General features: G+C 55.2%; 18 protein-coding genes. 7 read left to right on the top strand and 11 right to left on the bottom strand.

Going from position 1 to position 20280, the window contains the following annotated elements; translation table 11 throughout:
* Positions 1-42 precede the first annotated feature (42 nt).
* From ACA079_RS09665 to ACA079_RS09635, 7 genes are all read right to left on the bottom strand, one after another.
* Positions 43-969 carry a 1-aminocyclopropane-1-carboxylate deaminase/D-cysteine desulfhydrase gene (locus tag ACA079_RS09665; RefSeq protein ID WP_497704301.1) on the bottom strand — a complete coding sequence of 309 codons (927 nt, stop codon included), beginning with the start codon at positions 967-969 and terminating at the stop codon, positions 43-45.
* Positions 970-1140: 171 nt separating this feature from the next.
* The gene (locus tag ACA079_RS09660) at positions 1141-3180 is read right to left on the bottom strand and encodes a 2,4-dienoyl-CoA reductase FMN-binding domain-containing protein (RefSeq protein ID WP_497703298.1); all 2040 of its coding nucleotides are present in this window, start codon (positions 3178-3180) and stop codon (positions 1141-1143) included.
* A gap of 985 nt (positions 3181-4165) precedes the next feature.
* Positions 4166-5092, bottom strand: a complete 927-nt coding sequence (locus tag ACA079_RS09655) for an amino acid ABC transporter permease (RefSeq protein ID WP_497633676.1) — start codon at positions 5090-5092, stop codon at positions 4166-4168.
* A complete protein-coding gene (locus tag ACA079_RS09650) occupies positions 5089-5721 on the bottom strand; it encodes an amino acid ABC transporter permease (RefSeq protein WP_339552300.1) in 633 nt (210 codons plus the stop codon). The genes ACA079_RS09655 and ACA079_RS09650 overlap by 4 nt, the downstream gene beginning before the upstream one ends.
* 22 nt (positions 5722-5743) lie before the next feature.
* Positions 5744-6586 carry a glutamate ABC transporter substrate-binding protein gene (locus ACA079_RS09645; protein WP_497633675.1) on the bottom strand — a complete coding sequence of 281 codons (843 nt, stop codon included), beginning with the start codon at positions 6584-6586 and terminating at the stop codon, positions 5744-5746.
* Positions 6587-6624: 38 nt separating this feature from the next.
* A complete protein-coding gene (locus ACA079_RS09640; RefSeq protein WP_497633674.1) occupies positions 6625-7389 on the bottom strand; it encodes an amino acid ABC transporter ATP-binding protein in 765 nt (254 codons plus the stop codon).
* A 51-nt stretch (positions 7390-7440) separates the two neighbouring features.
* On the bottom strand, positions 7441-8463 hold the full coding sequence (locus ACA079_RS09635) for an asparaginase (protein ID WP_497703297.1): 1023 nt from the start codon (positions 8461-8463) through the stop codon (positions 7441-7443).
* A 77-nt stretch (positions 8464-8540) separates the two neighbouring features.
* Here ACA079_RS09635 and ACA079_RS09630 point away from each other — a divergent pair, with 77 nt between their 5' ends.
* The 3 genes from ACA079_RS09630 (at position 8541) to ACA079_RS09620 (ending at position 11953) form a co-directional block, all read left to right on the top strand.
* A complete protein-coding gene (locus ACA079_RS09630; RefSeq protein WP_497703296.1) occupies positions 8541-9602 on the top strand; it encodes a LysR family transcriptional regulator in 1062 nt (353 codons plus the stop codon).
* A gap of 523 nt (positions 9603-10125) precedes the next feature.
* Complete coding sequence (locus tag ACA079_RS09625) at positions 10126-10563, top strand: GNAT family N-acetyltransferase (RefSeq protein WP_497633858.1); 438 nt, start codon at positions 10126-10128, stop codon at positions 10561-10563.
* Between the two features lie 388 nt (positions 10564-10951).
* Positions 10952-11953 (top strand): hypothetical protein, encoded by a 1002-nt coding sequence (locus ACA079_RS09620; protein WP_497703295.1) that lies wholly within the window; start codon positions 10952-10954, stop codon positions 11951-11953.
* A 335-nt stretch (positions 11954-12288) separates the two neighbouring features.
* On the opposite strand, the gene ACA079_RS09615 is transcribed toward ACA079_RS09620, so the two are convergent.
* The 4 genes from ACA079_RS09615 to ACA079_RS09600 all read right to left on the bottom strand — a co-directional run bounded on the left by ACA079_RS09615 (position 12289) and on the right by ACA079_RS09600 (position 17322).
* Positions 12289-13578, bottom strand: coding sequence for an OprD family porin (locus tag ACA079_RS09615; RefSeq protein WP_497630440.1), 1290 nt, complete (start codon positions 13576-13578; stop codon positions 12289-12291).
* A gap of 99 nt (positions 13579-13677) precedes the next feature.
* A complete protein-coding gene (locus ACA079_RS09610; protein ID WP_497630439.1) occupies positions 13678-14937 on the bottom strand; it encodes a metal-dependent hydrolase family protein in 1260 nt (419 codons plus the stop codon).
* Positions 14937-16259 (bottom strand): MFS transporter, encoded by a 1323-nt coding sequence (locus tag ACA079_RS09605; protein ID WP_497630438.1) that lies wholly within the window; start codon positions 16257-16259, stop codon positions 14937-14939. The genes ACA079_RS09610 and ACA079_RS09605 overlap by 1 nt, the downstream gene beginning before the upstream one ends.
* 163 nt (positions 16260-16422) lie before the next feature.
* Positions 16423-17322: a LysR substrate-binding domain-containing protein gene (locus tag ACA079_RS09600; RefSeq protein WP_497630437.1), complete on the bottom strand. Its 900-nt coding sequence runs from the start codon at positions 17320-17322 to the stop codon at positions 16423-16425.
* Positions 17323-17632: 310 nt separating this feature from the next.
* Between ACA079_RS09600 and ACA079_RS09595 the strand changes: the two genes are divergently transcribed.
* The 4 genes from ACA079_RS09595 (at position 17633) to ACA079_RS09580 (ending at position 20151) form a co-directional block, all read left to right on the top strand.
* Positions 17633-18253 (top strand): tyrosine-type recombinase/integrase, encoded by a 621-nt coding sequence (locus ACA079_RS09595; protein WP_201255892.1) that lies wholly within the window; start codon positions 17633-17635, stop codon positions 18251-18253.
* Between the two features lie 149 nt (positions 18254-18402).
* Entirely contained in the window at positions 18403-18705 is a 303-nt protein-coding gene (locus tag ACA079_RS09590) for an ArsR/SmtB family transcription factor (RefSeq protein WP_017338400.1), read from the top strand.
* A gap of 61 nt (positions 18706-18766) precedes the next feature.
* The gene (locus ACA079_RS09585; protein WP_497633636.1) at positions 18767-19741 is read left to right on the top strand and encodes a zinc-dependent alcohol dehydrogenase family protein; all 975 of its coding nucleotides are present in this window, start codon (positions 18767-18769) and stop codon (positions 19739-19741) included.
* A 41-nt stretch (positions 19742-19782) separates the two neighbouring features.
* Positions 19783-20151: an antibiotic biosynthesis monooxygenase family protein gene (locus ACA079_RS09580; RefSeq protein WP_497633635.1), complete on the top strand. Its 369-nt coding sequence runs from the start codon at positions 19783-19785 to the stop codon at positions 20149-20151.
* Positions 20152-20280 lie beyond the last annotated feature (129 nt).

The raw sequence follows: 20280 nt of genomic DNA, 5'->3' as shown, positions 1-20280 counted from the left end.
AGCGGGAGCAAGCTCCCTCGCCACAAAAGCATGCGGTGTCTTTTATAGCGTTGGGCTGAACCCTCGGCGGCCCTGCAAACCGCCGGTATGGATGAAGATCAGGCGCGTGCCCTTTTCGAATCTTCCCGCTTCTACTTGCTGCTTGAGCGCCAACAGGGCTTTGCCGGTGTACAGCGGTTCGAGGGGAATGCCGCTGTCCTGTTCGGTCTGATCGATGAATTCAAGTAACAGCGGATCGACTTTGGCAAAGCCGCCACGGCTGGCGTCGAACAATTCATAAGCGCGATTGTGTAAACCCGCCTCTTGCACAATTGATTCGACTTGCTGCGCCACCCCATGATCGTCGGGCACCGCCAGCGCGCCATACACCGGGCGCTCACCCGCCTCGGCCAGCACCAGACCAGCCAGGGTCGTGCCCGTTCCGCAGGCCAGCCACCAGCCGTCGTAGTCGCTCCAGCCAAGATCGTTCAGTTGCTCGCTGACCATTGTCCTCAGCTGCAGGCAGCCCTTGGCGCCCTGCAAACCGCCGCCACCTTCCGGCACCGGATGCAGATCGGGATACTGCGCCTGCCATGGCAACCAGAAACCCGGCTCGTGCCGCGCTCGATAACCGCCATAGCCCAGCCAATGCAACTGCATGCCGAACGCCTGCAAATCTTTCACCGTCGGCGTTTCTTGCGGATGACCGCGCAGCAGCCCAACGGTGCGAAAACCAAAACGCTTACCCGCTGCGGCCAGTGCATGCAGATGATTGGAGTGGGCGCCGCCCAGACTGATGATGCCTTTGGCACCGATCTGGTCAGCAGCTTTCAGGTGCTCGATGAGTTTGAACCACTTGTTGCCACTGATCAGAGGGTCGATCTGGTCGAGGCGCAGGATCGCGACTTCGATGCTTGATCGGGTGAGCCAATCAAGATGAAGGGGTTCGAGGGGGGCCTGGGGTAGCCATTCGGTTGGAGGGGAAAGCATTGGCGCCTGATTGTGCTCGGATAGATCCAGCATTCTAGTCGCTCAAAGTCAGCCATCGCGAGCAAGCTCGCTCCCACAGGTTCTGTGTTGTTCACAAATTTTGTGACCGATACAAAACCCCTGTGGGAGCGAGCTCGCTCGCGATGGCCATTGGCACGCTCGATCTGCGTATTACAACTCAGCTGCCAGACGCGAACCCTGGTTGATCGCGCGCTTGGCATCCAACTCTGCCGCCACATCCGCGCCGCCAATCAAATGCACGTTCTGCCCGGCCGCCACCAGACCCTCGTGCAATTCACGCAGCGGATCCTGACCGGCGCAGATCACGATGTTGTCCACCGGCAGCACTTGCGGTTCGCCGGTTTCGCCGATGCGGATGTGCAAACCTTCGTCGTCGATCTTCAGGTACTCGACGCTGTTGAGCATCTGCACCTGCTTGTTCTTCAGACCGGTGCGGTGAATCCAGCCGGTGGTTTTACCGAGGCCATCGCCGACCTTGGATTTCTTGCGTTGCAGCAGGAACACTTCACGCGCCGGAGCATGAGGTTCAGCCTTGATGCCGGCGACACCGCCGCGCGCTTGAAGATGCGTATCGATGCCCCACTCCTTCCAGAACGCCTCGCGGTTCTGACTGGTAGCCACGCCCTGGTGAACCAGGAACTCCGACACATCAAATCCGATACCACCGGCGCCGATCACCGCCACGCGTTTGCCCACCGGTTTGCGCTCAAGGATCACGTCCAGGTAGCTCAGCACCTTGGCGCTCTCGACACCCGGAATCGCCGGAGTTCTTGGAGCAATGCCGGTGGCAAGGATGATCTCGTCGTAACCACCTTCGACCAGTTTCGCCACATCGACGCGGGTGTTCAGGCACACCTCAACGTTGGTGGTCTGCAGTTTGCGGTTGAAATACCGCAGGGTTTCAAAGAACTCTTCCTTGCCCGGCACACGCTTGGCGATGTTGAACTGGCCGCCAATTTCACTGGCCGAATCAAACAGCGTCACCTGATGACCCCGCTCAGCCGCCACGGTCGCCGCGGACAAACCTGCAGGACCGGCACCGACTACCGCGATTTTCTTGATCTGCTGCACCGGCAGGTAATTGAGTTCGGTTTCGTGGCAGGCGCGCGGGTTCACCAGGCAACTGGTCAACTTGCCGCCGAAGGTGTGATCGAGGCAGGCCTGGTTGCAACCGATGCAGGTGTTGATTTCATCGGCTCGACCTTCAGCGGCCTTGTTGACGAAGTCCGGGTCGGCGAGGAACGGCCGCGCCATGGACACCATGTCGGCATCGCCTTCGGCCAGAATCTGCTCGGCCACTTCCGGGGTGTTGATGCGGTTGGTGGTGATCAGCGGAATGCTCACCGAGCCACGCAGCTTGGCCGTGACTTTGCTGAAGGCACCGCGCGGCACTTTGGTGGCGATGGTCGGGATCCGCGCTTCGTGCCAGCCAATACCGGTGTTGATGATCGTTGCACCGGCCTGCTCGATGGCCTTGGCCAGTGTCACGATTTCTTCCCAGCTGCTACCGCCTTCCACCAGATCGAGCATCGACAGGCGGAAGATAATGATGAAGTTCGGGCCTACCGCTTCGCGCACCCGGCGGACGATTTCCACCGGCAGGCGCATGCGGTTTTCGTAGCTGCCGCCCCAGCGGTCAGTACGGTGGTTGGTATGGGCGGCGAGGAACTGGTTAATGAAATAACCTTCGGAGCCCATGATCTCGACGCCGTCGTATTCGGCCTGTTGCGCCAGGGACGAACAGGTGACGAAATCGCTGATCTGCTTCTCGATGCCTTCCTCGTCCAGCTCTTTAGGCTTGAACGGGTTGATCGGTGCCTGAATGGCACTCGGCGCGACTTGTTTCGGGCTGTAGGCATAACGCCCGGCGTGAAGGATCTGCATGCAGATCTTGCCGCCCGCCTCGTGCACCGCGCGGGTGACGATCCGGTGCTTGAGCGCTTCTTCCTCGGTGGTCAGTTTGGCTGCGCCGGAGTACACCCCGCCCTCGTCGTTCGGGCCAATACCACCAGTGACCATCAGGCCAACACCGCCACGGGCACGTTCGGCGAAATACGCCGCCATGCGCTCGAAACCGCCGGGCTTTTCCTCAAGACCGGTGTGCATCGAGCCCATCAGGGTACGGTTGCGCAGCGTGGTAAAACCCAGGTCCAGCGGGGCCAACAGGTGCGGGTAATGAGCGGCGGCCATCGGTAACTCCACATCGAGCGATCACGGAAAAAGTGCAGGAGCTCTTCGGCCCCCGTCAGTCATGTTGGACAGACTAAGAGCCGCGCCGCTCTCACTCAATGACCGTAACTGACAACTTATTGATCCAAATGTGCAGCGCCCCTTGGCAAGTGCCGGCATGCGCCCTACCCTAGTCGCGAACCCTGCCATGAGTTTTCACTACGATTGGAATACTTTTCATTAAGAATGGAATCAGCCAACCATAGCCAGCCGTGTCGCGGAAATGTTACAGGCCAGCATAGGCCCCGTGTGTGCAATGTTTTATGTCCTGATGTCTAGCCATTGCTAGAGGAATAACCTCGATGCGGCGCTGGACAGCGGCACCCCGAAGCACACCTCCAGCTTGGGGTGACACTCTTGGCCCTGCATATGGTATCGCTGATGCCTAAAGCGGCCTTGGCGACACAGCCGACCCCCGGCACCGCGCACAAAGCATTCGATACTGCTGAAGGTTTCCATAAGCGCCACTATAAACTTTTGGTTTACACAGACTATCGCAATTACGGTCTACACAGTCTTCAGTGGTCTTTAGAAAATAAAATGAAATCATTAGTTTTTAAATGGCAAGCATCTCAGACACATCGCGACAGGCAGTAATCGGCCAACAGAAGTCACTCCCTATTGACCCAACCTCCGATTACCCAGCACCAGCCTAGTCATCACGATCACGGTTCTTTTTCAGCACCAGATGGGACAAGCATCGCGAATCTGACAGTCATGCTTGAAGTGTCACTTCCAATAAGGTCGCAGAATATCGGCATATCCATAACCTGCTGTCTCGATAACGGTGTCTTTTCCATCACCCAAGTTGAAAAGCCCCCTGCCCCGGACATCACGTCTTCGCCTGTGCCGCCCGCCATCAAATCGCTGGAAGAACCGGGTATCAGAGCAAACGGCTCCGGTCTTGCGGACTGACGGAATGAACAGTGCTGAAAAGATAACCCTGCTATTGATCCCGTCCCGACATTCGATCAGGCGCAGACCGCAGTCCCGACTGCATGACTGGAGCAACCTCAACCGCTGCGCCAAAGTTGCCCTCCGTGATAGCGGTCTTCGTTCGCTGACCGCGAGAATCATAAGCCTGCCGACGTTCAATCCAGCGACGCAGTGCCAACAGCAACGCACTGACAAACCCGTACATCACCGTGACAATAAACGCCGATTGCAACAGCGACTGCGGCGCGAAACTCGATATCTGCTGTGAACGTCGCAACAATTCCTCATACGGAATGATGTACCCCAGAGACGTGTCCTGGACGATTGCCAGAACGGCACTGACCAGCGTTGGCAACATCAGCTTTAGCGCCTGTGGCAATACCACCCACATCATCGCTTGATGATCGCGCATGCCTATGGAAAGCGCGGCCTCCTTCTGCCCGCGCCCCAACGAAAGAATGCCCGCACGTACAACCTCCGCTGTCATCGCGCTGTGATGCAGCACCATGCCGAAAATCAGGTAGCCCAAGGCCGACCAGTGCAACCCGATCGAAGGCAGAAGGATGACGGTAAACAGAATCAGCAACAGCAGCGGTACCGCGCGAAAACAACCGATGTAGCCCGCAGCCAGCGTGCGCACCCAAAATCGGTTCGACAACCGCGCCATCGCCAGAGGTACGGCGAGGCTGAAGGCGAGTACCGTACTGATCACCGCAGCCAGCAAGGTCGCCATCAGTCCGTCAAACAGGAACTTCAAGGTGCCCGGATGCAGGAAGATTTTCCAGCGATGGGCATCGAACTGACCACTCGCCTCCAGGCGATGCCCGACCGCGTACATAAAGCAGAACAACAGGACCACGCCAACCACCGAGATGATCCGGTTCCGCCGCCTTGCAACAGGACCCGGCGGTTCGTAGAGCAGATTGTCCGCGCTCATCGCAGCACCGCCATTTTTTGCTCAAGGACGCGGAAGAACAGGCCCGCGGGAAGGGTCAACAGGAAATAGGCCGCCATTGCACCGAGGAACGTCGGCACGGCCAAGGCGGTGTCGAAGTTGATTTTTTGCGCGGTGTAGGTGATGTCGGCGACACCGATCGCAGCACCGATAGCGGACGCCTTGATCTGAATGATGAACAGGTTGCCCAGCGGGGCGATCACCGACTGCACCGCTTGCGGCAAAACCACTTCGCCCAGTATCTGGTCAAACCGCATGCCGATACTGCGGGCTGCTTCGATCTGCCCGATGGGCACGGTGTTGATGCCCGATCGCACCACCTCACAGATCCAGGCCGCGCTATACAGCCCCAGGACCAGGACCGTCGAGGTGAACAGCGAGTACATGAAGCCCAGCTTCGGCAAGCCGAACGTGAACAGCAGCAACAACGCCAGCAGCGGCATCATCCGCATGAGTTCTACGTAACTGCTGGCAAACCAGCGAAAGGGTGGCCATGGGCTCACCCTCATGATCGCCAGAAGCAGTCCGAGAACGATCGCAATGGCAAAGGACAGCAGGGTCAGCTGCACGCTGACTGCAATGCCCCCCAGGAAGCGTTCGATATAAGACATCAGGCTCACCTCTGCCTTTTCTTTACTGTTCGATCACTGGCACCTGAGGCGCACCGAGTCCCTCTTGCAAATCCTTGCCGTACATTTCCTTCCACTGACCATTCTCGATGGAGGCGCTCAGTTGGCTGTTGAGCCAGTCACGCCAGGTCGTGTCCTCCTTAATGACGGCAATGCCGTAAGGCTCTTCGGTGAACGGCGTGCCGACCACGCGCATTTTTCCGGGCTGACGCATGGACTCACCGACCAGCGTCGCACCGTCGTCGACGTAAGCGTCGAAGCGCTTATCGATCAGCCCCTCGACGCAAGCAGAGGCATCGCTGAACGTCACGATCTTCGCCGCAGGCGCCAATGGCTTGAGGTTGCGCTCCACGGTGGTGCCGCTCAGAACGCAGACCGTCTTCCCATCCAGGTCGGCAGTCTTTTTGATCGAATCGTCATCCGCGCGAACCAGCGAATCCTGGCCGGCGAGGTAGTACGGGCCTGCGAAGCCGATGACCTTTTTGCGCTCATCGGTCACGGTCATGGTCGCGATGACCATGTCGACGCGTTTGTTTTCGACCAGCGGAATGCGGTTTTCCGGTGTTGTGCTGACCCATTCAATGTTGTCTTCGGAACCGGTTAGCTTCTTCGCCAGCATTCGGGCCAGGTCAGCCTCGAACCCTTCGACCTCCCCGGTCATGGGGTTGCGAGAGGAAAACATCAGAGTGTTGAGCGAGCTGCCAACGACCAGCTTGCCGCGCTTCTGGACCTTGGCCATGGTCGAATCAGCCGGGAACTGCTCAACGGTGGAGGCCGATGCGAACGAGGCGAAAATGCAGGTAGCCAAGAGGGAAATGCCGAGGGAAGCGATTCGATTAAAGCGCATGGTTGTTATCTCTTGTTCTTGTGATGTTGATAAGTGAATCAGTGTGCAAGGACCTTGGACAGAAACTCGCGGGCGCGCTCCGAGCGAGGGGCGCTGAAAAATGTCTCGGGCGGAGCGCTTTCGACGATCCGACCGGCGTCCATGAAAATGATGCGATCGGCAGCGGAGCGTGCGAAGCCCATTTCATGGGTGACGACCACCATGGTCATCCCGGTGCGGGCCAGATCGACCATGACCTTGAGCACCTCGTTGACCATTTCCGGATCAAGCGCCGAGGTCGGTTCGTCGAACAGCATCACGCTGGGCTTCATCGCCAGTGACCGGGCCAGTGCCACACGCTGTTGCTGGCCGCCCGACAATTCAGCGGGATAGGACTTGCCCTTGTGTGCCAGGCCGACCTGGTCAAGCAGTTGCAAAGCCCATGCGTCTGCATCCGCACCGCGCATGCCGAGAACTTTGCGTGGGCCCATTGCGACGTTCTGCAACGCGGTGCGATGGGAAAACAGGTTGAAACTCTGGAAGACCATTCCAACCTTCGCGCGCATCTTGGCCAGCGCCCCGCCCTCTTCTGGCAGGCGCTCGCCGTGCAGAAAGATATCGCCGTTGGTGACGGTTTCCAGGCGGTTGATGCAACGACACAGGGTCGATTTCCCAGAGCCCGACGGTCCGATGATCACCACCACCTCGCCAGGCTGTACCTCCAGGTCAACATCAAACAAAACTTGCTGACTGCCGAAGAACTTGTTGACGGCGCGCAGTGAAATGGCAGGCATTTGTTGAGTGAACGATTGAGCCGATTGCATGGTTTCTGCTCTGCCTCAAAGATCTGACACGTGCCCGGCAGGCACCCCGAATTAGACGAACTTCAATTGCACCGTGGCTTTCAATTGACCGGCACGCGAACCGTTGTAACTTCTCAGCACCGGATCGGCCCACGGCGCCAGCAGCGGATTGTCGCTGTCCTGATCCAGCACCCCCAGTTGTTTGAGCACGGCAATGGTCACTGCGAACACGCTGGCGAAATCGCCGTCACTGATCTTGACCGCCACGCCCAAGCCACGACTTCGAATACCGACCGTCTGCACACCATCGGCACCGGTTTTCGCGACCCAGTCACCCTTCGAAGACAAAGTGATGCCCAGGTCGGCGCGACCGGTCCCCGAGACCATTTCCGGATGGCTGCGCATGGCATCGAACAGCCGTCGCAATACGGGATCGAGGCTGGCGTCACCACCCCCCTCGGCACTGGCCAACCGCGCCCACAACAGGGCCAGGCGCGACAACGGCATGCCCAGGTTTGGTGCGTTGCAGCCGTCGACTCCGGTCCAGAGTTGATTCTCCGCAACCCCTGTCAACGCCGCGACTACCCGCTGGATGTCGCGCTGCAAGCCATGTTCGGGGGACAGATAGGTTTCGTTGGGCAAACCATGCAGGCGGCAATACGCGAGGAAACCGCTGTGCTTGCCGGAACAGTTGTGATGGCGCTGATCGTAGCGAAAACCCTGGGGCGGCAGATTGTCCGCCGTGTAGAAATCGGGCAGATGGCAACCACACCCCAAGTCAGTGGACGCTCGCTGGATTTTTGAGAGCATGCCACTCACGGCATTCACGTGTGCGGTTTCGCCCGAGTGACTGGCGCACATTATGGCCACTTGTTCATCGGAGAAGCCGAAGTGCTCGACCCCGCCATCCCGGACGAACGGAATGGCCTGGAATGGCTTGAGCGTGGAGCGGGAAAACATCATCGAACCGGGGTCGCCGGCATAGGCCAGCAAACTTCCTTCGTTATCAACGACAGCCACCGATCCCCAGTGGATGCGCTCCACATGTTCGTTTCGGGTAGCAATGGCCAATGGAACGTGTGCGGGAAAAGCCATGGTGATCTCGATCTCCAAAGTTCGCTACAGGGGATCTAAGTCCCTATCGCAAATACGTGGTCGGTAGGATGAACGACGTGCGCACTTCGATCAAAAATGAGTCTATATTCAGTCAAATATTGATGGAATATCGCGAAACAGAATTCGGTTTTGCATCCAGCGCAAAGGCAACCACTTCCAACATGACGTTTGAAACGGCACGTATCGATCACCTGGGGGTCATGAGAGCACTGGTCAAAGTGGTCGAATTGGGCACCTTTTCCGCAGCGGCCCGGGAGATGCACGTCTCCCCTTCAACCCTGACCCGCATGATCACGACGCTGGAAAAATCCCTGGGCACGACCCTGCTGCACCGCACCACGCACATCGTCGCCCTCACGGAAGCGGGCCAGATCTATCACGCGCGGGCGTTGTCGATGATCGCGGATCTGGACGACACCTTGCGTGTCGTCAGCGACCTCAACCTGGCGCCCAGCGGCCCCTTGAAACTTGTATCGCCGGTGGCATTCGGCAGACGGTTCCTCGCACCGCTGATCGCGCCATTCCTCCAGATGTATCCGGGTATCCAAATGGATCTGCGGTTGACCGACAACCACAATGACATGATCGTAGGCGGCTTTGATCTCGATATTCACGAGGGCGAAAATCATCTGGCGAACTTGGTCGCCTACCCAATCTGCCGCAACGATTCATTGCTGTGTGCCACACCCGACTATCTAACACGCAACGGCCGTCCAGCCACCCCCGCCGAACTCAGCTCACATAATTGCCTGATCTACCTGCACCCTGACAGCGACCCCCATTGGTACTTCACAAAGGATGACGCAAAGCACTCGATTTTTCCCAAAGGCAATCTTCAATCGGACAACTCGGAGCTGCTGCTTGAAGCCGTCTGTGGCGGCCTGGGTATTGCAGAATTTGAAATCTGGCTGGTGCGTGACCTGCTCTTGAGCGGTGAATTGCAAATCGTGTTACCTGAATATCGGTTTGTTAATTCACTGACCGGGAATCAAATCTACATGGCTTACCTTCCCAATCGACGTTACTCGACGAAAGTCAGGGTGCTGCGCGACTTTCTTGAAGACCGACTCAAGGGCATAAGCGAACTGCCTCCTGAGCTTTTCAAGTGTCGGTCATGAGCAAGTGCTTACGGTTAAATGAGCGAGCTGTCGGCAAAGAAGCTGATTCGGGCCCATCCCAGAGGCTGTAAAAAACAGCGTTGACGTATCGCAAGGCTGCAAGGCAGTCCTACGGTGATCGAAGGTGTCGAGCAAATGCTGGAACGCTTGGTCCAGGACGCGCGGCGACCGTGTATCGGTATCAGTTCTATTGATAAGTTCCGCCGGATGAGGCGCAGGTGGTTGCCGACGCTGGCGCCTCACCGACAAAATGGCGGATGACAGCTTAGGGTCGGTTTCAGCCAGTCGCGATAGGCTGAAATCGGCCAAAAGCAGACCATGGACACGCAGCTAATACGTCAGTAATGTGCAAAAAAATATGCCGCTTTCCCCCTTATTGATGTCGCGTTTACAGACTCGATTTTTTGATTGCTCAAGGGATTACGCATGAACATGGAATGTTATGAGGCATCGCATGTCGCACAATTAATTGTTATGCAAAAAGCCGTGCGGCACCTCAAAGTTGAATGATCGGAGCAACAAAGTGGAAATCAAGATTGATATATTGGATTCTCCAACAGAAAAGGATCAAGGAGTTCTGAATAATAGGTTTTCAGAATATCTTCGAATTCAATATCCAAATCTACCGCCAGAATCGGAAGATAAAATATTTATGGTGGTTGCACACGATGAAGTAGGCGACTACATCGGTGCAATAAGCTGTAATTGTTACTGGGATGGCTTAGAAATTGATACCTTTTGGGTTAAGGAATCTCATCGTGGTAGAAAAGTCGGTTCTATGCTATTGGAAAAAGCAGAAACGATTGGCGCCAACAATGGAGCAGTAGTTGCATTCTTAAAAACCGTTGATGCTAAACAGTTCTATGAGCAGCATGGGTATGAGATTTATGGTGTTCTTGAGGATCGACCAATAGGGACTAACCTGTATCATTTAAAGAAACGGCTAGTAAAACAGGCATAACAACTGGTTCAAACCGTTCGCTTCGCTCACTGGGACGGGCTAAAGCCCGCCCCTTAACCAAATGCTGGTCAGCGCCCGCATTGGGTCGGTTGCTGCCCTTCGCCAAAGGCAGATAACGGCCAGAAGCGGACATTAATGGGCTGAAACGCTCAGTCCATGATCGAGCGTAGACACACTGCTGATGAGTTCGTATTCTCAGAAAAAATTTTGTCGTAATTCTCTTTTGCCCTTCTCGCGTGACTAGCGTTTGGAATCACTAGCTAGAGAGGTTACACATAGGCAAATAGCGTCATGCGGTACAAGTGCCCGAAAGAATCGGGCCTTTTCTGCCTCCCAACTGTTAAGTTAGGTTTTTTCGAGAGACTAAAATGCGATATGGCAGGCATGTATGAAGCACTGGACTGAGCCAAACGGAATACTTTTAATTAAAGTGCCAATCGATTGGCAGTACCTTAATTCAGGCCTTAAGGACTATGAAGAGAAGTCGCCTTACGGATTTCAACCTTATGAAGACCCCATAGGCTGCTTTCAGCTAAGTTGCTATCCATTGAGCGAGCTTGCTCCTAGCATCGCCGAAGCTAATCCAAACGGAGTCAAAAAGTTAAGCTGGAAGGAGTCCAGGGTAGATAATTCCGACTTTTGCACACACCTGTTCTTCGGCGCTTATTTTGATCAAGCACTGATAGGTAAATATATCTACGATGCGGACCTTAAAGGCGATAAGCGGATTGCCGAACAGCTTGCAATCGTAAATCAAATTTTAAACTCGGTTGTGATAGTTCCAAAGAGTGATCGCAAACTGGCTGCTGATCTCGATAAGTTTGATCGATTCACAGGATCGCTTGCAGCGTCACATGATCTTCTATACACAGCAATTGACGCAGGGGCATGTATTGAGATCATTGCGATTACAGCGAATCAAATAGATGCATATTTAAGATTAAGCCTGGTAATTGCGAAGCAGCTGGAGGAAAAGACGAATAAAATTGAAACTAAATACCTTTTCCAGGCAGATGGAGAAAAGGGAATAATGGAGAGAAAGGTCTTCGAAGATGCCTTAAAATCTCAAGTAATAGACATGGAGACTTTCGACAGTTTGAATGAGCTCTACAATTTGAGAAATCGCGTTATTCATCGATACATAATCTCAGATATCAAGTCGCGTGATCTCGTCGAGATTGCTGGAAAATATTTGAGTGCATTGGAAATAATACGTCTAATCCTTCGCGACTTCGAGCAGAAACAAGCAGTCGTGCCTTATGGGGTGTACGGTGCGAAGTGTAGGAAAACCTCTGTTAGGGATGACACTATAAGGCGGTTATATGCGAGCGCAAATGACAAGCATCTTCTTGAAAAATATAAAAGAAACGTTAGTGACAGAAAAGGCTAACGACACGCTGCAGGTCACATTTGACCCGCTGTGCACTTTTTTACTATCGCAAAAGCAGTCATTCCCCGAAGGGCCGGCGTGTGCGTTAGTGACCGCTTTTGGCCGATTTTCTCTGCCGCTCGCAATGGGCAGAAAACGGCCAAAAGCGGTCTATCGCGAAGGGCGGCAATCGACCCAATATAGATAGACCGTCCCACCTTCACCGATGCTGGTAACGGTTGAAGGGAAGCTGTCAGCAAAGTGGAACTGCACCTGAAGACTACGAATAAATCGACCCACAGGCATGACTGGTTCGCTATAGATTTAAGTCAATAGTTGAGCGTGCCGACCGATGTTTACCAAAGAGGTAGGGAATAGCTTACCGTCATCCGGTTTTGGTCGACATCGCCTCCTATGTCGCTGCGCAAACTGGAGTTGCGCCACGCAACACCAACGCCTTTGAACCCCCCACTTTGCACGACATAACCGACAATAAAGTCACGCTCCCATTCTTCGGCACCGCGTATCTGTTTGATTTGATCACCCTTGAGGTACGCGAGGTTGGCGGTCAGGCCTGGCATGCCGAGTGATGCGAAGTCATAGCCGTACTGGCCCAGGACCGTGCGTTCACCCGCATAATTGAAGCTTGCCGTCATGCGGTCGGTAATCAAGTACAGCGAAGTGCCGCCCGCGTCCTTATCAACCAAACTGCCTTGGTTGAGTTGGACAAAGTTGCTGTTGTCCGAGACCTCCTGATAGCCGAGGCTAAAAGCATGGCCGCCCACGCCATAGGTAAACATCGAACTCCAGGTATTGTTGTCAATCTCCCCGTCGCCGTTCTTTGTGAAGCCCGAAGTTCTGTAACCGGGAGTACCCATGGCGTTCGCCCCATCGCCACGTGTCCTGAACCAGCGCAAATCGGTTTTGAGTGACTGCCCACTGTCAAATTTCAGGTTGTGCATGGCGCCGAGGAAGTTTTGGTTGTAATAGTCTTCCAGATTGGCGAAATAGTACTGTAGCAACACGTTGTCGAATGGGGTGTAGTTCCCTCCGACAAAGCGGAATTTATTGCTCTGGCGTGTACCGCCTGCGACTGCGAGGCCGGTGCTATCACTAGACATCCGGCCGGTAGCATGCTCGATCTGCCCGGCCGTAAGGGTAAGGTTGTCAATATCCTTTGATGTAACCATGGCGCCTTCAAAGAGCTGCGGCATAAGCCGGCCATCGTTGGCGGTGATCACTGGCAAAGACGGTAGAAGCGTTCCGACACGAGCTTCGGTTTTGGCAAAGAGCAGTTTGCCGGTTAAGCCCCCACGGCTGAAGTCGTCGACCGCTTCGCCATCTTGTTTACGGGGAAAGAGAGCGCCAGGGCCGGAAGCATCGAGCTTGACTGCATAGGTGCCAATGACATCCAGCCCCAGGCCAATGGTGCCTGCTGTGAAGCCAGACTTTACGTTGAGTACGAATGCCTGCCCCCATTCATCGACGGTAGCCTTATGTGTATCACGGGTGTCGCTGTTGTAATAAAAGTTTCTCAGGTCGAGAGTTGCCTTGCTGTCCTCAATGAAACCGGCGCCATTCGCAGTTCCCAACAATGAGCCGAGCACAGCCGTACCCAAAGCAAAACTCTGTAGTTGCTTTTTCATTAACTGATTTCCTGAATGCACTGAGTTCTGTAGCAGCTCACAATGGCTGCGATATTGTTGGCATCCGTTGCATGGGGGGAGCCCCCAGGTTCGCAACTACTACGTAAGTGTGTTTTTCTTAATACTGCCGTCCTGGATAATCATCACCAGGTTTTCACCCTGACCGATCAGGCAATCGATATCCGTAAGCGGATTGCCGTTGACTACCAGCAAGTCGGCCAGCGCTCCTGGGGCGATACAGCCCAGTTCCCCTTCGCGTTGTAATATCTGTGCAGCCACGGTTGTGGCGCTTCGCAAGGCGGCAAGATTGCCCAGGATTTCGGCGCGTATTTTCAGTTCATGCGTTTGGTACTCATGCATCTCACCCAGCAAGTCGGAGCCATAACCCATCGGCACGTTCGCTTCGGCGAAAAGCCGCAAAGCATTGCGCCCGGCCAGGCGCACTTCTTCGATCTTGGCGACAGACTCTTGCGCCAATCCGAAGCGTGCACCGTGCTCCGCCAGCATTTCGTAAGTGACTTGAGTCGGTACTGCGAAGGCGTTTCGCTCCGCCATCAGGCGGGCGGTGTCAGCGTCAACCAGATTGCCGTGTTCGATGGTCCGTACGCCGCATTCAATGGCGCGTCGAATCGCACGGGGAGTGTAGGCATGAGCCATTACATAGGTGTTGGCGGCTTCAGCTTCATCGACGATTGCGCGGATTTCTGCCTCACTGTATTGCGTATTGGCGATGGGGTCCGTGGGAGAAGCCACGCCGCCAGACGCCATGATCTTGATCTGGCTGGCCCCTTGCTGAAGCTCTTCGCGAACAGCCAGGCGGACGTTGTCGACACCGTCCACAATCCGTGCGATGGCTCCGGCCCGGAAGCAGCACGAGCAGGGTTCGTTAAGCAGTAACGAGCCCCGAGCGCGCATGTCGCCGTGACCACCCGTCTGCGATAGCGCCTTGCCTGAAGCGAAAATCCGCGGCCCGGGAACCAGTCCAAGCTCGATTGAGCGGGCAAGTGCCCAATCGGCGCCTCCGGCATCACGCACGGTGGTGAAGCCTCGGCCAAGCATCGCCTCGAGAATCGGCAGGGCTCGGTACATGATGATGGCATTCGGTTGTAGTGCATTGAGGCCCAGATTAGCGTTGGACGCCAGCACATGTACGTGACAATCGATCATGCCAGGCATGAGGGTCTTGCCGTTCAGGTCATAGGTTTGTACGCCAGCCTCGGGCACCCTGCTTTGGGGGCGTACAGCGATAATCCGATCGCCCTCGATCAGCACTTCCTGGCCGGCAATCAATCGGCCTTGCTGCAAGTCGAGTAATTGGCCGTTGCGCAGAATCAAGCGGTTAGAAGTATGAGTATTCACTAGTAAGCTCCCGTCAGGGTAGAGCGCAATGCAGGCTCATGGTCGCGGTATAGCATCGCGCCGATACTGCTGATGAGCGCCGCAAACATGATGTAGAAGGCCGGTGAGACATTTGAGCCCGTATGGGCGATCAGCCAGGTGATGGTGAAGGTCGCAAAGCCGCCAAAGATCGTCACTGCGACGTTGTATGCCACCGAAAGTCCTGTTGAAAGCACGTGGGTCGGAAGCAATTCTCCGAAGGCTGCGAGTATCGAACCGATGTAACCGGCGATTAGCACGCCGAGTACTAACTCGAACACCAGTAACGAAATCAGCCCAGGCATCTGGTTGATGTAGACAAACATCGGATACACCGTGACGAAGATGGCCAAGGCCGACCACAGCAGCCACGGACGACGGCCATACCGGTCTGCCAGCGCGCCGACGATCGGAGTGACGATAATCAACACTGCGCCTCCCATCATTCCGGCACAAAACCCCATCCAGGAAGGCAGCTGCAGCACTCGTGTGGAGTACGACGGAATGTAAAACAGAATGGCGTAGGTACAGACAGTCCAAAGCACCACGAGCGAAAAGCTGATCAAGGTCTGGCGCGGGTACGTGCGCAATACCTCACGCAGAGGAGAATCGACAGGCTTGGATTCGTTGTAGGCGGGAGTTTCCTCAATCCGGCTGCGGATGTAGAACCCGATTGGACCGATCAAGGTGCCAATGATAAACGGTACGCGCCAACCCCAACTTTCCAGTTGTGCCTGCGTCAGGTAGCTCGACAGCGCTGCGCCCAGCGCAGAGCCGAGCAGCACCGCGACACCGATGCTCGCCTGAATCCAGCTGGAGTAGTATGCCTTGCGGCCGGCGGGTGCATGCTCGATCAAGAAGGCCGTGGCACTCCCCATCTCGCCACCGGCAGAAAAGCCCTGTAGTAATCGCGCCAACACGATCATTATGGGGGCCATGAGGCCAATCTGCGCATAGCTGGGGGTTATCGCGATGATCAGTGTGCCGAGAGCCATCAGCAGGATGGTCAGAGACAAGGCGGCTTTGCGCCCGTGCTTGTCACCGTAAACACCGATGACAATGCCGCCAACAGGGCGCATGAAAAATCCGACGCCGAATGTGGCCAGGGCAATCAGGTAAGAAGTGAGTTCGTTATCGGTGGGGAAGAATACCTTAGCGATAATGACCGAAAAAAAACTGTAAACGGTGAAGTCAAACCACTCCAGACCGTTGCCGATTACGGTGGCAACAATGGCGCGACGCGCCTGTTTGTTGTGTGTAGTCGATGTGTTTATTTTTATAGTGTTCACGAATGGCTCCTGCATGCATCACGCGCAGGGATTGACCCTGCAGTATTGGAGGAGAGTCGATATAGGTGTGGATCAATCGAGTCTCGTGCCCTTTGATTGAGAATAAAGGGAGCCTCAAAAGACGGAAAACGCTTATTACGCAGGTTTGCATGCGCCAGGCGCATGCAAACGTTAAGGGCTAAGTTGCAATTGTGCTCATCATCCACTTCTCGAACGCGCGCGCAGCGCGGCTGGGAACCTGTCCCTGGGGATTGAGCAGGTAATAACCGCCACCGGCTGCACCCGCATGCACGTTGCACGCAGGAACCAGCGCGCCGGAGCGCAGATGACGGTCGATCATCGGGCGCCAGCCTAATACGATCCCATGTCCGGCAATGGCCAAATCCACCAATACCGGATAGTGGTTGACGCTCATGCGCTGGCGGATCAGCGACGCATCAACACCGTAGTAACTAAACCAGTCAGCCCAGGAAAGCCATTGGCGCTGCCCGTCTTCCAGCATCAACAAACGGTGCTCAGTCAACTGCTCCGGTTCCAGTACTTCGCCCTTGAGAAAATCCGGCGAGCAATAGGCCCCCACGGATTCGACGAACAGTAACCGGCTGTCGAACCCTGGCGGTGATGGCTTGCGCAGGAAATACAGAGCCAAGTCGAATTCGGCACGAACAAGTGAATCCAGACCGTCTACAACACGTAACCGAATCTCCACTGAGGGGAATTCATCAGAGTAACGACCCAGTAAAGGCCCGAGCCACAAAGCAGCCACACCACTTGAGCTGGCCAAGGTCAACTCCTGCTCTCCGGTGTGGGTAATGACCTGTGCTGTTGCTTCTGCGCAATGCGTCAGTACTCGGAGCACCTCCTCAGCATAAATCTGACCTGCCACGGTCAAATGAATACGCTTGTGCTCTCGCCGAAACAGCGCACGACCAAGAAACTCCTCCAGTTGCGCAACTTGCCGACTTATCGCGCTTTGTGTCAGATGAAGCTCGGCCGCGGCGCGAGTGAAGCTGCCGTGTCGTACGGTGGCTTCGAATGCGATTAGGTTTTGCAGCGGGGGAAGAGGTTCTATACGCATGGTACGTCCGAGATGTATCGCAGGATGGAGGCTTCGATGGGGCCACAGAGGTCGAAGCGTAAGCCAATGCTACAAGCTTACGGACGTACTGGCGCTGTAACTTTTACGAACTCTAAATCCCATGCATCGTTGAATTGAACTACCGCGATTTTGGATTGGAAATGTGAGATCACTCCCAAGATGCGGACGCTTCGAAGGTCCATTATTGGCCGATAGCTGCTCTACACGAAGGGCAGGTATGGGTCGAATAGCGACCACCACTCATCGTGACTGATCCACCCTTGTTCTCCCTCAACGTGGAGGACAAGCCATGAATACTATTGCTACATACAGCCATCAGCCTTGGAACAAGGGAAAGCTTGTCGGGCAGAAAGCCCCGCTCCGAGTCAGAGATATCTGGGCCATCCGGGTAAGACTCCAGCTTGCTGAGAAGACGAGAGATTTGGCGCTTTTCAACTTGGCCATCGACAGCAAGCTGCGTGCCTGTGACTTAACCAAGCTGCGAGTACGAGACATAGCCCATGGGGAGCACGTGTCGTCACGGGCCATCGTAATGCAGCAGAAAACTCAGCACCCAGTGCAATTTGAAATTACTGAGCAAACCCGAACGGTTCTGGAGGCTTGGATGCATCAGGCCCACCTCCGCAGCGAGGACTTCTTGTTTCCGACCCGGTTGCACGACTCAGACCATCTCTCCACCAGACAGTACGCTCGGATAGTCAAAGCGTGGGTGACAGCCATTGGCCTTGACCCAACTATGTACGGTACTCATACGCTACGGAGAACCAAAGCATCGCTGATCTATCGCAGGACGAAGAACCTGAGAGCTGTCCAACTCCTGCTTGGTCATACGAAGCTTGAAAGCACCGTCAGATACCTGGGAATCGAGGTCGATGATGCCCTGGAAATGGCGGAACAGACGGAAGTTTAACCACCCACTGCGACGGTCGATGCTAGACCGTCGCTATCCGGCCAGAAGCAGACACTCGGTCCAGCCTACGAAACCGTTGGCAATTCGAAGCTCAAGATTGTTCTAATCTTTCGCATTGACATATCGATAAATCTCGATATCCTCAGCTCATGGAATTGATCGAAATATTCAAAGCCCTCTCAAACCCTACGCGTCTTGAAATCTTGAAAGGTTTGAAGGATCCCGCAAAGAACTTCCCTCCGCAGGATGAAGGTGACGTTCTCACGGTCGGAGTCTGCGTCAGTAGTATTCAAGAAGGTATCGGACTGTCGCAGTCAACGGTGTCCGGTTATCTTGCCACGTTGCAACGAGTGGGCCTGGTCGAAGTCAGGCGCATCGGTCAGTGGACCTACTACAAACGGAATGAAGCAACCATCAGTGCGCTTGCCGAGATCATTGGGAAAGATCTGTAATTTTTTATCGCGATATATCGAGATATCTCGATATTTCTTTTTATCGATACGAGGATTTATTATGAAAGCGATGATACTTAAATCATTTGGCGGTCCTGAATCGTTCGAACTCTGCGACGTGCCCAAGCCCGTGCCGCACACGGGACAGGTCCTGGTCCGGGTACACGCAACCTCCATCAATCCATTGGATTACCAGGTTCGACGCGGCGATTATCCCGAACTGGTGCAACTGCCGGCCATTACCGGACACGACGTATCTGGCGTTGTCGAAGAAGTTGGGCCAGGTGTGACGACCCTCGTTCCAGGAGACGAAGTCTGGTACACCCCGCAAATATTTGACGGGCCAGGAAGTTATGCCGAGTACCACGTCGCTGCCGAAAGCATTATCGGGAAGAAGCCTCCCTCGCTGAGCCATCTTGAGGCGGCAAGCCTGACCTTGGTTGGCGGGACGGCGTGGGAAGCACTGGTCGTGCGTGCGGCGCTCAGGGTCGGGGAAAGCATTCTTGTACACGGCGGCGCGGGAGGCGTCGGTCATGTCGCGATCCAGCTGGCGAAAGCTATGGGAGCAAGGGTGTTCACAACCGTACGCGAAGCAAACGTTGAGTTCGCACGCAGCTTGGGTGCCGATGTGATCATCGACTACGAAAAAGAAGATTATGTTGACGCCGTCATTCGGGAAACGGGTGGCCGCGGCGTTGATGTTGTGTTCGACACCATCGGCGGCAACACATTGTCACGTAGCCCCGACGTGCTCGCACAACTTGGCCGCGTCGTTACGATCGTGGACATTGCACAGCCACAAAACGTCGTTCAGGCCTGGGGCAAGAACGCGAGTTATCACTTCGTTTTCACCAGGCAAAACCGCGGCAAGCTTGATGAGTTGAGCGCATTGATAGCGCGCGGTCAGCTGCGGCCACACGCTGGCGCCGTCTATTCGCTTGCCGACATTCCCCTCGCCCATGCCCGGCTGGAAAGTCTCAACAACGGTATTCAAGGAAAAATCGCGATTGCAGTCGAGCCATCGCTCATCTCGTAAGTGCGTACTTTTAATCGTTCAAGTCAATTTAGAGGAACGCCATGATCTATGAGATCGCTCTGCTCCCCGTTCACAAAGAACGCATTGAAATGTTCCGACGTGCATTTGCCGAGGTCGCTCCTTTGCTCAGCCGCGCCAAAGGTTACGGCGGCCACCTGCTCGCGCAAGGGATCGAAAGCCCCGAGCTATTCAACCTGATAGTGAGATGGCAATCACTCGAAGATCACACGCCGGGCTTCGAAGCGAGTGAAGACCATCGGCTGTTCATGATGGGTTTAGAGGAATATTTTTCGGAAGAACCGAAGGTCTACCATATTGAGGGGGCAGCTTTTAGGACTGACGAACATGATGATCCAAACAATACCGTTGGCATGGGTGCTGCCAGCGCCTTAAGAGGCTTGTGGCCTTAAAGCAAATAGCCGTTGTCGGAAACAGACGTTCATGACCGGCAACTTTCGGCCCAGAGTGTGTAAAAACGTCAGATTGAGTTTTCTGTATCGACGTCAGCAGCCCGTGCTTTCGTTTCGAAAACTGATCAA

The organism is Pseudomonas sp. LBUM1645 (assembly GCF_059716185.1).
Note: the sequence above shows the minus strand (reverse complement) of the source record. Positions and strands in the feature narration are given on the sequence as shown.